13 protein-coding genes are annotated in these 14,357 nt (G+C 72.2%); 3 read left to right on the forward strand and 10 right to left on the reverse strand.

All coding sequences use genetic code 11. The annotated features are described in order from the left end of the window. Window positions 1-500: 500 nt before the first annotated feature. The 7 genes from ACIBAD_RS36975 to ACIBAD_RS37005 all read right to left on the reverse strand — a co-directional run bounded on the left by ACIBAD_RS36975 (window position 501) and on the right by ACIBAD_RS37005 (window position 7,607). Window positions 501-2,072 (reverse strand): alpha/beta fold hydrolase, encoded by a 1,572-nt coding sequence (locus tag ACIBAD_RS36975; RefSeq protein WP_398911405.1) that lies wholly within the window; start codon window positions 2,070-2,072, stop codon window positions 501-503. Window positions 2,073-2,406: 334 nt separating this feature from the next. Beyond that, window positions 2,407-3,798: an amidase gene (locus ACIBAD_RS36980; protein WP_398911407.1), complete on the reverse strand. Its 1,392-nt coding sequence runs from the start codon at window positions 3,796-3,798 to the stop codon at window positions 2,407-2,409. Further along, window positions 3,785-3,994, reverse strand: coding sequence for a hypothetical protein (locus ACIBAD_RS36985; RefSeq protein ID WP_053923779.1), 210 nt, complete (start codon window positions 3,992-3,994; stop codon window positions 3,785-3,787). The genes ACIBAD_RS36980 and ACIBAD_RS36985 overlap by 14 nt, the downstream gene beginning before the upstream one ends. A gap of 127 nt (window positions 3,995-4,121) precedes the next feature. Next, window positions 4,122-5,054 carry an MBL fold metallo-hydrolase gene (locus tag ACIBAD_RS36990; RefSeq protein ID WP_398911410.1) on the reverse strand — a complete coding sequence of 311 codons (933 nt, stop codon included), beginning with the start codon at window positions 5,052-5,054 and terminating at the stop codon, window positions 4,122-4,124. Between the two features lie 55 nt (window positions 5,055-5,109). Further along, the gene (locus tag ACIBAD_RS36995; protein WP_398911412.1) at window positions 5,110-6,330 is read right to left on the reverse strand and encodes an MFS transporter; all 1,221 of its coding nucleotides are present in this window, start codon (window positions 6,328-6,330) and stop codon (window positions 5,110-5,112) included. Between the two features lie 108 nt (window positions 6,331-6,438). Next, window positions 6,439-6,993, reverse strand: coding sequence for a TetR/AcrR family transcriptional regulator (locus tag ACIBAD_RS37000; RefSeq protein ID WP_398911414.1), 555 nt, complete (start codon window positions 6,991-6,993; stop codon window positions 6,439-6,441). 158 nt (window positions 6,994-7,151) lie between these two features. Continuing rightward, entirely contained in the window at window positions 7,152-7,607 is a 456-nt protein-coding gene (locus ACIBAD_RS37005) for a MarR family transcriptional regulator (RefSeq protein WP_134067114.1), read from the reverse strand. A gap of 118 nt (window positions 7,608-7,725) precedes the next feature. Here ACIBAD_RS37005 and ACIBAD_RS37010 point away from each other — a divergent pair, with 118 nt between their 5' ends. The 3 genes from ACIBAD_RS37010 (at window position 7,726) to ACIBAD_RS37020 (ending at window position 10,746) form a co-directional block, all read left to right on the forward strand. Continuing rightward, window positions 7,726-8,118: a nuclear transport factor 2 family protein gene (locus ACIBAD_RS37010; protein ID WP_134067112.1), complete on the forward strand. Its 393-nt coding sequence runs from the start codon at window positions 7,726-7,728 to the stop codon at window positions 8,116-8,118. Between the two features lie 101 nt (window positions 8,119-8,219). Beyond that, on the forward strand, window positions 8,220-9,692 hold the full coding sequence (locus ACIBAD_RS37015) for an FAD-dependent monooxygenase (RefSeq protein ID WP_398911416.1): 1,473 nt from the start codon (window positions 8,220-8,222) through the stop codon (window positions 9,690-9,692). A gap of 340 nt (window positions 9,693-10,032) precedes the next feature. Continuing rightward, complete coding sequence (locus ACIBAD_RS37020) at window positions 10,033-10,746, forward strand: VOC family protein (RefSeq protein WP_398911417.1); 714 nt, start codon at window positions 10,033-10,035, stop codon at window positions 10,744-10,746. Window positions 10,747-10,938: 192 nt separating this feature from the next. Here the strand turns inward: ACIBAD_RS37020 and ACIBAD_RS37025 are convergent, their stop codons facing one another. Genes ACIBAD_RS37025 through ACIBAD_RS37035 form a run of 3 tightly spaced genes read right to left on the reverse strand, consistent with a single transcriptional unit; the run spans window position 10,939 to window position 14,137 of the window. After that, window positions 10,939-11,793, reverse strand: coding sequence for a PEP/pyruvate-binding domain-containing protein (locus ACIBAD_RS37025; protein ID WP_398911418.1), 855 nt, complete (start codon window positions 11,791-11,793; stop codon window positions 10,939-10,941). Continuing rightward, entirely contained in the window at window positions 11,790-13,496 is a 1,707-nt protein-coding gene (locus ACIBAD_RS37030; RefSeq protein WP_398911420.1) for a PEP-utilizing enzyme, read from the reverse strand. Before ACIBAD_RS37030 ends, ACIBAD_RS37025 begins: the two co-directional genes overlap by 4 nt. Continuing rightward, window positions 13,493-14,137, reverse strand: coding sequence for a TetR/AcrR family transcriptional regulator (locus ACIBAD_RS37035; protein ID WP_134067102.1), 645 nt, complete (start codon window positions 14,135-14,137; stop codon window positions 13,493-13,495). Before ACIBAD_RS37035 ends, ACIBAD_RS37030 begins: the two co-directional genes overlap by 4 nt. Between the last annotated feature and the right edge of the window lie 220 nt (window positions 14,138-14,357).

The raw sequence follows: 14,357 nt of genomic DNA on the forward strand, positions 1-14,357 counted from the left end.
CAGGACGAACCCGCCATGGCGGGCGTGAGCACCGCCCTCCACCGCGATGGCCGGCTCGCTGACATCACCGGGTTCTTCCTCCCCGCGTAAGCGGACCCCGGAGCCTCGCCGAGCTTGTCGCCGACCGGCCGGCACCGCTCGGCGAGGTCACCCTCCACCGCCACTTCGGTGGCCGGGCACCGCGCAGCCACGGCATCCAGTTCGCGATGCCGTGGTGCACACCTGACTATGTCGGTTGGCGAGTTCGGCGTTGGCTGGGCCATGGGTGCTTCGCCGTGGATCGTGTCGGACGACTGGGAACACCTGCCCCAGGAGCTCGGCTTCGGGTCCGGTATGACGTGCTGGCGCCCACTGCGGGACTGGAACGAGGCCGGCGTCTGGCAACAAGGACTACATCGGCTCCGACCGGGAGACGGCCCAGTTGGTCAGCTCGTCAAGACCGCGACGAACAACCACAGAATGCTGCTGGCCCGCGCAGTCGGAACGTGAACCGCGGGCCGCTACCCTGCCTGCTTGACGCAGGTCCGGTCCTTCGCCGGCAGCTTGCCGGTGGCCAGGTACCGGTTGACCTGGTCGTCCACGCACGCGTTGCCGTAGCGCCCGAAGAGGGCGTGCCGGTTGGCACCCTCAAGGGACACCAGCCTGGAGCTCGGCAGCTGCTTGTGCAGCTCGACGCTTCCCTTGTACGTCGTACGCGGGTCACCGGTGGCGGCGACGATCAGTGCGGGGGCATCGCGCCACACCCGGGTGGGCTCTTCGCGCGGCGAGTCCCAGAAGGCGCACGGGTTGATGTTGTTGGTCAGAGCGCCGAACAGCGGGTGCGCGATGCGGTTGCGCTCGATGTCCCGCCAGTAGAGCTCGGGATCGCGCACGGCGGCCACGTCCCCGCAGATGACGGCGGACTGCGCGCCGGTGGGCTCGCCCTCACCGCGCAGCACGTACCGGAGCTCCGGGACGAGCATCGGCGGCACCGTCGCCGGCCGGCCCTCCGCGGCTTCGGCCAGTGCGGAAACCAGCTCGCCGAACGACGCCCGCGCCGGGGCGGTGTCGTCCGCGATGCCCGAGAAGAGGAGGAGCGGCACTTGGCTGTCGTCGATCCGGAAGGCATCGGCGCCGGCGCCGATGGTCAGCGGACCGCGCGCAGCCGCCGCGACGATGCTGTCGACGGCGGCGAGCACCTCGGCGCGGCTGCGGCCGAGGCCGTAGGTGTCGTGGTGTTCCGCGGCCCAGGCGGCCCAATCGGACAGCGCCTTCTCGTTCTCGCGCTCGGTGCCCTTCAGCAGCCGGGGGCGGTAGTCGCTCGGGTTGATCGCCCCGTCCAGCACCATCCGGTCGTGGCGGCCGGGGAACATCTGCGTGTAGACCGTGCCCAGGTAGGTGCCGTACGAGTAGCCCAGGAAGGAGATCTTCCGCTCTCCGAGCGTGCCGCGGATGACGTCCATGTCGCGGGCCGTGTTGCGGGTGGTGATGTGCGGGAGCACCGCGGCGTCCGTGGCCCGGCACTTGTCGGCCAGGCTCTTCTGCAGGGCGACCTGGCGGTCGAAGCCCGCCCGGCCGGTGCCGGCGGACAGCCAGGTCATGCCGACGGGCAAGCCGCAGTCCAGCGGGGTGCTGCGCCCGATGAAGCGCGGGTCGAAGCCGATGATGTCGTAGCGCGCGCCGACCTCCTTCATCGACGCACGGGCCTGCGGCGGGGACTGGAGCGCGGGACCGCCCGGACCGCCGTTGTTGAGGAGGATCGCGCCGATGCGGTGGCGGGTGTCGGTGGCCTTGAGCCGGGAGATCGCCACGGTAATCGTGCGCCCCCGGGGGTCGGCGTAGTCCAAGGGCACGGTCACGTCGGCGCACTGCACGCCTGCCTGGTCCAGATCGCGGCCCGTGGTGTCGTCGGCGCCCTTGATGCAGCTGCCCCAGCCGAGGTGCTGGCGGTAGTACCGGTCCAGTCCAGCCCCGGAGCTCTCCTGGGCGGGGGCCTCGGCGGCCGTGGCAAGGACGGGGGAGGACGTGAGGCAGGCGGCGAGGGTGAGGCCCACGGCCAAAGCGCGGCGTGCGGCGGGGCTGACAGTGGTCACGGGGTCTCCTTGAGCATCGTCCGCTTCGTGTGATCGCATGCCCCGAGGCTAGGAACTCGCCCTGGTACGGCACATCACCCGAGGGCACGAGGACCCCGGTCCTGTCCACCCCCGGTCCGGGACCTGCGTCCCGGTCCGGTCTCCTCCTCCGGGAGGAGACCGTCGGCGAGACTGCGCTGAGGGTCCCGCTGCTGTAACGGGAGGGAGCTGGTGGCGGCCGGGGCAGGGTGTCGTTGCGGACGGGTTGGGGTGGGAGGTTCGGCCTGCCGCGCCCGGGGCGCGGGCGCGCTACCTGGCCGACGAGGTCCGCGCGTTGCCCAGGTGGCGCGAATGGTCAAGCCGCCGTGGCGAGTGCCCGGGCGGGCTGCGTCTGCTCGTAGGAGTGGCCGACCCGCAGGAGTGTGGGTTCGCCGAGGGGCCGGCCGAGCAGCTGCATGCCGATGGGCATGCCCGCCGCGTCATGGCCGACCGGAACGGTCAGGGCCGGCACTCCGGTGATGTTGGCGGGGGCGCAAAGGCGCACGTAGGCGTCGGAGACGCTCTCGGTCGTGCCGTCGGGCCAGGTGACCGTCTCCTCGTCGGCCCCGACCGCGGGCATCGGGACGCTCGGGGCGGCGATCAGGTCGACTTCCTCCAGCATCCGTGCCCACTCGGCGCGCATGAGCGTACGGGAGCGTTGAGCGCGCATGTAGTCACCGGCGCTCATCAACTCGCTTGCCTCCAGGAGGATGCGGACGTCCTCCTGGTACAGCTCGGGGACCGTGCGCAGGCTGCTTTCGTGGTAGGCACCGGCCTCCGGGACCATCAGGCCCCACTGGGTGGCCTGGATGTAGCGGGTCATCGGGATGTCGACCTCTACGAGCTGTGCGCCCAGGGCTTCCAGCTGCCCGATGGCGTGCCGGACGGCAGTCGCCACCTGCGGGTGGACGTTGTCGAAGTAGTAGGTGCGCGGCAGCCCAATGCGCAGACCCGTCAGGTCCGTGCCGGCACCGGGCCGGTAGTCCGCGGCGGGCACGGACAGCGAGGCGGGGTCGCGCGGATCGTGTCCGGCCAGCGCGGTCAGGACCAGGGCCGCGTCCTCGACGGTGCGGGTGATCGGGCCGACGTGGTCCAGCGACCAGGACAGGGAGGTGACGCCGTGACGGGGGACGAGACCGTAGGTCGGCTTGAGGCCGACGACCCCGTTGAGCGCCGCGGGCACCCGGATCGACCCGCCGGTGTCGGTGCCCAGGGCGAAGGTCGCGGTGCCCGACGCGACGGCGACCGCGGAGCCGCCGCTGGAGCCGCCGGCGACCCGGCCGCGGTCCCAGGCATTGCGGGTCTGCGGAGTGGTCAGGCCGAAGGCGAATTCGTGGGTGTGCGTCTTGCCGAGCAGGACCGCGCCGGCAGCGCTCAGACGCGCGGCGACCGTACTGTCCGCTCTCGCGCGATGGCCGGCGCGGACCCGGGAGCTGGCCGTGGTGGCCATCCCGCCGACATCGATCAGGTCCTTGAGCCCCATCGGGATGCCGTGCAGGGGCCCCCGGTAGCGCCCGTGCGCCACTTCGTGTTCGGCTTCACCCGCCGCCCGGCGCGCCTGCTCCGCGGCGACCGTGACGTAGGCGCCGAGGTGCGGCTCCGCCTTCTCGATGCGGTCGAGGACGGAGTCGACCAGTTCGACGGGGGACAGTCGCCGGGTACGTATCGCGTCCGCGGCGGTGGCGAGGGACAGCTCATACGGCTGCATCGTGCTTCTCCTCTCCGGCGCGGTAGGCGGCGGCGGGCGGGACGTCGGCGAAGTCCAGCTCGCGCAGGACCGCGACGACGCTGTGGATGTGGTTGGCGACCGCGGCGACCGCGGCGTGGCGCTCGGCGGGCAGCACCAGCCCGGCGCGGGCGGCCCAGCGGGCGGCCTCCGGAGGTGTGAGTTCTACGGCGGACATGGATGTTCTCCCTCTCGGTGGGTGATTGGAGCGTCGGAGCCTCCGAGGCCCCTAAAGGCCAAGGATTCGCTTGAGGTGGCTGCGGGCGACGCGGCTGCTCGACGGTCTGGCGGGGCCGGTCGCGTGCTCAGGCAGCGGTGGCCGGGATCTCGCTGCCGTGCTCGGCGAGCAGCCGGTAGCGGTCGTTCTCCCGGCGGACGGTGCCGGCCGTGGGCTGCGGGAAGTGGGTGCCCAGGAGCAGTGCATCGGTGTCCGCCAGGGCGTCGAGCAGCCGGGAGCGGGTGCGGACCGCCTGGGCGGGGTCGATGTCGACGCAGCTGTTCACGTGAGGGTGGGACAGCTGCACGGGGTGGTGGATGCTGTCGCCGGTGATCAGCGCGCGTCGGTCGCTGCCGCGCAGCTCCACGGCGACCTGCCCCGGGGTGTGGCCCGGGGCAGGGATCAGGACGACGCCCGGCGCCACCTCGCGCCCCTGCTCGGGCACGTCCACGAGGTCGTACTGTCCGGCGGAGCGGACGGGGGTGATGGAGTCGCGGAACATCTGGCGGCGGGCCTCGTCCAGTTCGGTGGCGGCCCAGTGGTCCCATTCGGTGCGGCTGGTGAGGTAGCGGGCGTTGGGGAAGGTGGGAACCCAGTCCTCACCGGTGAGGCGGGTGTTCCAGCCGACGTGGTCGGTGTGCAGGTGCGTGGTGATCACCAGGTCCACGGACTCGGGCGGGAAGCCGGCCGCCGCCAGTCGGTGCAGGAAGTCGGTGTCGAGACCGTTCCATGCCGGGTTGGCGCGCGGCTTGGCGTTGCCGATGCCGGTGTCCACGACGATCCTCAGCCCGCCCGCCTCCACCGCGAAGCTGTGGCTCGCCAGGCGGGGGACGTCGGCGTCGGCGAAGTCGGGGCGCAGCCAAGATGCCTCGTCCAGCACCTCCTTGGTGGCGTCCGGCAGCAGCCAGGGTCCGGTCTGGCGCGGCAGTTCGATCTCGTCGACGCGGCGTACGGCGATGTCGCCGAGGTTCCATCCCGTGCTCGTGAGGAAAGTCGCCTGAGGGGGCGTGGCGGTGTTCATCGGTGGGTCCTTTCGGATGGGGCGGGGCGGTGCGGTGCGGGTGGGCAGGACCCGGTCAGCGGGTGCTCGGCTGCCGCACGGCGCGGCCGAGGCCGGTCAGGGTCAGCAGGATGACTGTCACGGCATAGAGCGAGACGGCCCTCTGCAGGCCGTACAGGTTGGTCAGCAGACCGGCGAGGACTGCGGGGACGCTCATGGCCAGGTAGCTCAGGACGTAGTACGCGGCGAGCGTGCCGGCGCGCTCGTCCGGGGCGGCCGGGGCCAGCAGCAGCCGCAGGGCACCCTGGGTGACCGCCCCGAAGCCGATGCCCGCCAGGGCGGTGCCGGCGAACAGGGCGAGCAGGCTGTGCAGGTGGGGCCCGCTCAGGGTCAGCAGGGCCCCCGGGATCAGGACCGCGGTGCCGAGGGAGCTCGCGGTGCGGGCGGGCAGTCGCCGCGCAGCGTGGACGGCGAGGCCGGCTGCGGCCGTCAGGGTGAAGAAGACCAGGCCGCCGGTGGCCCGGGCCGTGTGCGGGGCGATGAGCCGGGCGAGCGAGGGACCGAGGGAGGAGTAGAAGCCGCCCAGCGCCCAGGCGGCGACGACGCCGGGGCCGTGAAGCCTCATGGCCGGGCGGGAGGCCGGGGCGACGGCCATACCGGGACGCAGGGAGCGCCACGCACCGGCGTGAGGATGGGCGGTCTCGGTGGTGAGGAGCACTGCGGCCGCCTGCGCGGCGAACAGCAGGAGCAGCAGGAGGTAGACGGTGCGGGTGGGAGCGGGGGCGTACTGCACGAGGGCAGTGGCCGCCAGTACGCCGGCCGCCATGCCGGCCACGGGGGTGATGCCATTGGCGAGCGTCGCCCGTCCCGGGCGGTCGGGGTCCTCGAAGTCGAGCAGGGCGGCTCCGGCGGCGCTTGTGGCCACGCCGGTTGCCAGGCCCTGCAGGATCCGGGCGGCGATCAGGGTCGTCACGCCCTGGGCAGTGGCGAAGACGGCCATTGCGGCGGCCTCGGCGAGTAACGCGCCGGTGAGGACCGGGCGGCGGCCCAGGTGGTCCGAGAGCGTGCCCGCAGTCAGCAGTGCCCCGAGCAGGGTGAGCGCGTAGGCGCTGAACACGACGGTGAGCGTCATCGCCGAGAAGTGCCATTCGGCCTGGTAGATGGCGTAGAGGGGGGTCGGCGCACTTGAGGCGGCCAACAGGCCGACGAGAACGGAGGCGTGGAGGGGGAAGGCGCTGCGGCGGCCCAGCGCGGGCAGGCGGCGGGCAGGGGACGGCGGGGCTACGACGCTGAGCATGGAGCACCTCTCATGCCTAAAGGCAAACGCTTTGCGTTAGGCAGAGTAGGACCCACGTCGCCCAAAAAGCAAACCCTTAGCTTTTAGGTCCCGGAGGGAGCGGCACCCCTAGCCGAGCGCCGTCGCCACGAGGCGGTCGGTGTAGGCCTCCGACAGGTCCGAGGGTCGGAACAGGATGCGGTACATCAGGGGGGCGACGACGACGTCCAGCAGGGTCTCGACATCGGGCACGGCCTCCCCGCGCCCGGCCGCGCGCACGCCGATGACCTTCAACTGCTCGGCGGCGTAATCGGAGCAGCGAACCGCATTGCCCTGCTCGGGGTCGCCCAGCAGGGCGTCGCGGATGTACGTGCGGCCCGCCGTCGAGGACATCTCCTCCGCGAACTGCACCGCCCACGCCTCCAGGTCCGCCCGCAGGCTGCCGTGGTCGGCCGGCGCGCCATCGGGGCGCAACCGCTCGACGGCCACGTCGGACAGCAGTTCTCGCAGGTCCCCCCAGCGCCGGTAGACGGTGGACGGCGTCACTCCCGCACGGGCCGCGATCAGCGGCACGGTGAGCGCATCCCGGCCCACCTCCGCCTCCAGATCACGGACGGCCTGGTGTACGGACTGCTGGACGCGGGCGCTGCGCCCGCCGGGGCGTGTGGTCGCTCGGGCACTCATGCACACAGCTTAATGCGAAGAAGTTGCGTCTGGGACGACCAGGCCCGCCCCGGGACCCCGTCCGTCGCAGAACATCGCAGAGCCGCACGCCCGTCAATGAGGCGCCGCGCCGGAGCGGGCACCACGTCGGCGGTCTTCAGCCTGGACGCCGGTGGCCCTCAGGGGTGTTCGGCGGTGAACGGCCCCTCGTCGACGAAGCGGCGCAGCTGGCGTGCGAAGGCTTGGGCGTCCGCCTGCGGCCAGCTGGCGAGCGAGGACTCGATGCCGGCCGCCAGTCGCTCGCGGGTGACCGACACGATGTCGTGCCCTTGCTCGGTGAGTGCGAGGAGGGTCGCGCGGCCGTCGGCCGGGTCGGGTTGACGCTGGAGCAGGCCGGCCTGTTCGAGTCGGTCGGCGCGGCGGGTCACGGTGGTGCGGTCCAGTCCGATCTCACGGCCCAGGTCGGCGGCGCTGCGCGCCCCGGTCCGGGCCAGGCCGCTGAGGATCGGGTAAGTGAGGTCGTCGACCGCTTCCCCCAGCCCCTCTGTCAGCTGGGTGTAGAGGCGGGCGCGAGTGCTCCTCCGCAGGAGCAGGCCCAGTGCATCGGCGATGTCGTGTCCCGTCGAGTTGTTCACACCTCCAGATTAGCGTGCGCCGGACACGCTTTTCCTGTACGGTAATAAGCGTGCTTCAAGCACGCATCTCGAACCCGATGCACGGCGGGCCACTCCCGCACCCACCGAAGGAATCCCCATGAACCGCACCGACGCCCGCACCGCCCTCACCGACCTGCTCCTCACCCCGGGCCTCGACCTCGACGAGGCCGCCGACCGGCACTTCGCCCCCGACTACCGCCAGCGCACCGACGGAAGCTGGGCGAACCGCACCGAGTTCCTCGCCCACATCGCCCATCTGCGCACGGTCGTCGTCGACGGCTCGGTCGAGGTGCACGACGAGCTCTTCTCCGGCGACCACTACGCCGACCGCCACACGATGGACGTCATCAAGACCGACGGCTCCACCGTCCGCATGGAGGTCTACCTCTTCGGCGAGTTCGCCCCTGACGGACGCTTCCGCCGCATCGAGGAGACCACCCTCATGCTCGACGGCGCCGACGCCGACCGGAACCTCGGCAGCGCCCGCTGAGCCACATCGCCCACCTGACGCCCCGAGGCCGCCCCGGTCCCAGCGCATCGGCGCGCCACCGTCACGGCGCACCATCCGAAAAGTGAGAGGAAGTGGTTGTCGTGCTCGACGTGCTCATCGCCGGGGCGGGCCCGGTGGGGCTCTGGCTCGCAGCGGAGTTGCGCCTGTACGGGGTGGAGGTGACCGTCGTGGAACGCCGGGCGGCACCGGACGGACGGTCGCGCGCGGTCGGCATGCAAGCCGGCACGCTGGACACCTTCGCCACCCGCGGCCTCGCGGAACGGTTCATAGAACGCGGCACCCCAGTGCCGACAGGCCACTTCGGCGCAGCGACCACCCGGCTGGACTTCTCCACGGTCGGGGCGGTGCACCCCTTCATGCTGGCGCTCGGTCAGTCCGTCACCGAACAGCTTTTGGAGGAGCACGCGGTCGCCGTGGGCGCCCGGGTGCTGCGCGGGGAGGGGGTCGTCTCGCTCACCCAGGGGCCGGACGCCGTCGAGGCGGTGATCCGGGCCGGCGGCACCCACCGGACCGTGCGGGCCCGCTGGGTGGTGGGCTGCGACGGCACCCGCAGCGCGGTGCGCCATGCGGCCGGCATCGACTTTCCCGGTCAGGACACCACCCTGACCGGGTGGCTCGCCGACGTCGAACTCGACGATCCGCCCACCGCGCCGCTCGCCGCCACCGGGCCGGCCGGTTCGTTCCTGGCGGCCCCGATCGGCGACGGCGTCCACCGACTGGCGGGCCTCTCCACGGCCACCATGCACCACGGCACCGGCGATCCGCTGACCCTGGAGGAGGTGCGCGAGCAGACCCGCACGCTGCTGGGACGGGACCTGGGCATCCGCAACCCCCGATGGCTCTCGCGCTACGGGAATGCCACCCGCCAGGCCGCGCGGTACCGGGACGGACGGGTGCTGGTGGCCGGGGACGCGGCGCACATGTTCTTCCCGGCCGGCGGGCAGGGCATGAACCTCGGCATCCAGGACGCCACCAATCTGGGCTGGAAGCTGGCCGCCACCCTCCTGGGCCGGGCGCCCGACGGACTACTCGACACCTACGACACGGAGCGCCGACCGGCCGCCCGCGCCGTCATCGACAACTCCCGCGCGCAGCTCGCCCTGTTCGCGGCGGCGAGCCCGGAGCAGATCGCGCTGCGCGAGGTCTGGTCCGCAGCGCTCGCCGAACCGCGGACCAACCGCCGGTGGGCCCGCCGGATCGCCGGATTCGACGACCCCCTGCCCGTCGGCACCGCACCCGGCGGGCATCCGCTGAGCGGCACCCGACTGGCCGGCCTCTTCCTGGACACGGCCGGCGTACCCACCGCCCACCCGTTGATGCACCACGGCCGACCACTCCTGCTGGACCTCGGCAGGACGCCGACACCGTGCCCCGCGGATGGCCTCGAGCAGCGGACAGGAACCGTCAACGCCGAGGCGTCCCACCCGATCTGGCGGGACGTCACCGCAGTTCTCATCCGGCCGGACGCCCGGATCGCATGGGCCAGCACCGACACCGACGCGCAGCGCCGGGCCGCGGACTGCCTCACCACCCTGCGCACCCTGTACCGCTGAACGCCGCTCGGTGAGCCATGTGGGTGCGGTGCTCTGCCGGGACGGCGTGGGGATCGCTCTCCATGCGTGCTCTGACCGTGGCCGACTTCGCCGCCCAGGTGGACTCCGCTGCGCAATTTGGCTTCGAGCAGGGCACGGAGACATGGAACCCCGGACCAGCAGACTCACCCGCCTCAGTCACCAACTCGCAGCCCAAACCCCCAAGGGCGGGGCTCCGGTTCCAAGGCCGCGGAATACTCGGCTGCAACCGAGGCCGGCCCGCCCATAGGATCCCCGTTCGAGGCGCTGGCGTGGCGCCCTGCCGACAGTGGGCACTCAACGACCCAGGATGCGTGGCGCAATGAGCAGCCGACTCTTCGCAATCTCCTTCGACGCGCATCAGCCCGAGCGCCTGGCGCATTTCTGGGCGGGCGTCCTGGGCTTGGAGAGAACCGACGATTGGTACGACGGCGTCGCCCTGCTGTCCGGGAATGACGCCGGCTACCGTCTCGGCTTCCGTCCCTCCCCGGCGCAGAAGGCCGGCCAAAACCGGCTGCACTTCGACCTGACCAGCTCCTCCCTGGAGGACCAGCAGGAGACCGTGGCCAGGGCGCTCGACCTCGGCGCGCAACACTCTGACGTCGGCCAGGGACCGGACGCGTCCCATGTGGTGCTCGCCGACCCCGAGGGCAACGAGTTCTGCGTCATCGAGCCCGACAACAGTTTCCTCGCCGGCTGCGGCCTCATCGGAGCGCTCGCCTGCGATGGTTCGCAGGCCGTGGGCTACTTCTGGAGCAAGGCGCTGGGCTGGCCGCTGGTCTGGGACCAGGACGAGGAGACCGCCATCCAGTCACCGAACGGCGGTACGAAGATCACGTGGGGCGGTCCGCCGTTCATGCCGGACCCCGGCAAGGACCTGCACCTCGACCTCGCCCCGGACGACGATCAGCAAGCGGAGGTCGAGCGCCTGCTCTCCCTCGGGGCGAAGCGTCTCGACTCCGCCCACGGCCGGGACGGCGCGGTGCTGCTGGCCGACCCCGACGGCAACGAGTTCCGCGTCCTCACGCACCGGTGAAGGGGGAGCCGCGGCAGGCGGTTGCTGCTGCGGGAGCCCCAAGCCCCCCGCCTCAGCTTTCCCACCTGAAGGAGTCCTGTTCCACCGCTCGATGGACCCTCTCTCGGTCGTGCCCCCTCCGGGGCGCCGCCGACAGCCGCAACCACGAGGAGTCCGTGATCTCCCGAGCTGAGGTGGGCGGCTGCGCAGGGTTCAGCGCGGGGGCGCGGCCCCGGTCATCGGCCGGCGCTGGAGCAGACGGAGACGGTCGGCGACGAAGGCCCACTCCAGGTCCTGTGTCCCGCCGAAGACCTGCTCGCAGCGGGCGGTGAGTTCCCGCAGGCTCTGCAACCGCGTCTCGTCGAGGCAGAGCTGGTGGATTCGTTCGGCGGGGACCGGGACCTGGCTCGTTCCGCCGGCCGGCGCGGGCTCCACGGCCAGGTCCTTCATGCCCGCCGTGCGCTCGATCACCCGGCCGTCGCGGCGGACCCGGTAGTGATCCGGTACGACCAGGCCGCTGACCACGGCTTCGCCCAGGCCCCAACTCGCCTCGATGACCAAGACGTCGGAGCCGTCGAGGGGGTCTCGGGAGAACAGGACTCCGGCGCACTCGGGTACCACCAACTGCTGTACCACCACTGCCACTCTGGGCTGGCCCGGCAGTCCGAGCCGCTCACGGTAGGCGAGCGCGGCGGCCGAGTGCGCGGAATCTCTCACCATGCGGACCGCCTCGGTCAGCCCGTCCGGACCCTGTACGTTGAGGCAGGTGAGGTGCTGGCCGGCGAAGCTCGCCGCGGCCGAGTCCTCGCCCAGCGCGGATGAACGTACGGCCAGCCCGCCGCCCTGCAAGCCGGCGGTCGCCGCGTGCAGGGCGGCGACCGCCGCGTCGTCGCCTGCTGCGACGGCGTTGACGAACCGCCATTCCAGGACGATTCCTTCCGGTACCGGGAGACCCGCCCGGGCGGCGCCCGCGAGCTGCGAGGACTTGCCGCCGTACAGGCTCTCGTCGGTGGCCAGGCGGAGCGGCACGGGGGCGGACCACGTGCTCGGCGACAGCGGACTCGTCATCGGACCACCGCCGCCTCTCCGGCCCGGCCGTCGACCCGCACCCAGGCGCCGTCGGGTATCACCGCCGTGGCATCCGTGCATCCGACGACGCCGGGGATGGCGAACTCGCGGGCGACGATGGCGGCGTGGGAGAGCGCCCCGCCGCGATCGGTGACGATCGCGCCCAGCAGTGGCAGGACGATGTTGAAGGCCGTGGTGGTCGCATCGGTGACCAGGACGTCGCCGGGCCGGATGCGGTCGAACTCGGGCACGCCGCTGATCACCCGTGCCGGGCCCTCGTACACCCCCGGGCTCGCGCCGAGCCCGTGCACGGTCCGCCCCTCGGTCCGGGATGCCGGGTTGCTGAACATGGCGAAGACGACGGCCCCGAGGGCGCGTTCCAGGCGTGCCGCGGCGGGCGGCAGCCACTCGGGCGGCAGCGGGTCGCCCGGCGGTGGGCCCAGCGTCGGCGGCGCGTCCGCGTACCGGGCGTGGTCGCGGTAGTGCGCCCGGGCGGCCAGTTCTGCGGCGTCGGGCCCGGAGCCCGTACGGACCAGGGCGCGCAGCTCTGCGTAGCCCGCCTCGGCCAGATGGGCGGGTGCGTGGATCCGGCCCTGCTCGGCGAGCCGTCGGCCGGCGGCCAGGATTGCGCGCCGGGTGAGGCCGATGGCCGGCAGGTCCGCGCACGACCCGCGCTCGTCGCGCAGCCGGGAGACCAGCCGCGCCTCAGCGAGCAGCTCGTCGAAGCGGGAGCGGTGCGGCGCGGGTACGGCGTCGCGAAGGTCGGCCGCCGCGTCGGCGCGCTGGTCGGCGGGGGCGTCCGCCTGGGGCCTCGTCGAGGAGGAAACGGCCGAGCGAATGGCAGCGAGCACGACGTCGGGCAACTCCGCCACGCAGGGATCGCCCACGTCCTCGCCATTGACGGGGCGCCAGCCCGACGTCTCCAGGTACCCGGCGAGGGCGGTACTCGTACGTCCCGCGACAGCCCCCAGCGCCGCCAGCAGCTCCTGGGGCCGTGCCGAGGAGGCGAGAAGCTCGCTCGCCCGGGCATCCGATGCCACGGCGGCGGCCAGCTCGGCCAGTTCCTCCCGGTCCGCCAGCGGGTCGGGGCTCGATCCGGCCAGCGGGGCCAGGATCTCGCCGGTGGTGCGCCCGGTCCATTCCTGGCAATGGGCGAGCAGATCACCCATCGGCAGCAGTGCCGGCATGTTGAACAGGTGGTGCAGGTAGCCGGCTCGGCGTTGGTGCTCCCGGCACCGGTCGAGGTACGCGAGCAGACTGCCAGTATCGAGGAGAGCGGGCTCGACCTGCTGGAGTTCGCGCCGCTCGCGCTGGAGCCCGGGCCTGACCTCCTCGTCCCAGCGGCGCAGGTCCTCGCGCCACAGCTTGCGCTCGAAGACGGTCGCGCTGGTCGCGAGCCTGGTGCGGATCTCGGGATGATCGGCGGCAAGGCGTTCCCAGACCTCCCTCGGCGGGTGGTCCGTGGCGTCCGGCGGTGCTCCCAGCGGCTGGGGATGGTAGTAGCAGAAGCCGTTGACGAAGGCCCAGTCCAGCCGTTCGAGCAGCGACCCGTACCGGCGGAGGCTCTCTCCGAAGCCCCGGCGCAGCTCCTCGACGAAGATCTCGGCGTGGAACCTGGTCACCGGGCGGGTGAAGTGGGTCGGGTCCAGGAACCAGCTACCCGGCCCCGGTGGAGCGAAAGTGCGTTCCGTGGCGATGCTCATGGCTCTCCTCCTCGCCGGTCATCGGCCGGCTGGCGCAGCGGGCCGTCCGGGTCTCGCCGCAGCTCGTCCGTGAGCACCCGCACCGCCCAGGCGGCGGCCGCGCCGGCCTCGGCCCCGTCGAGCCCCGATTGCAGCCGCATGGCCTGCCAGGCCGGGGCGCTCACCAGCAGGTACAGCACGGCGACCGCACGGCGGCGGGCGACCGGGTCGGCCTCCGCCGTGAGCCCGGCCAGCGCCGTCTCCACCGAGTGGACCCGGTGCCTGCGGCCCTGCTCCCGCAGCGGCCGGGCCGCCTTGGAGTTCAGCATGGCGAGGATCAGGGGCGCCTGATCGTCGTACGAGCGGTAGAGCTCCGGCGCAACGCGGCGCAGCCCGTCCAAGGTGTCCGGGTAGGACTGCATGAGCACGTGCAGATTCTCCTGGGCCCACTCGCTCCAGGCCGCGAAGAGCGCCTCCCTGGTCGGGAAGTGCCGGTAGACGGTGCGGACGGCGACGCCTGCGCGCTCCGCCACGAGCGGGATGGTCAGCTCTTGGACGCTTTCATCGGCGATGGCCTCGGTGAGCGCGGCGAGGATCAGCTGCCGGGTCTGCTCGAGCTGCCCGGCACGCAGTGGACTCTCGTACGCGCGCTTCCCTTTCATGGCACGTTGACAGTACTCCAATTCACGCTGAACTGTCAAGATACGGTACAAATCTTCCCTTGAGACGGGACTGGGAGTGATCGGCACTGGCCTGGCCGTCAGTCGGGCGCCGCTCCTCGGGCTTGGGCCCTAGGTGTTCTGTCCAGGGAGGTTGTGGACGGGTGATGTAGGTCTCCGCTGAGGGATCTTGAAATGGGTGAGGGCCTTCTGGCCTGGTGTG

The sequence above is a fragment of the Streptomyces sp. NPDC051109 genome, from assembly GCF_044455885.1.
Classification (GTDB): domain Bacteria; phylum Actinomycetota; class Actinomycetes; order Streptomycetales; family Streptomycetaceae; genus Streptomyces.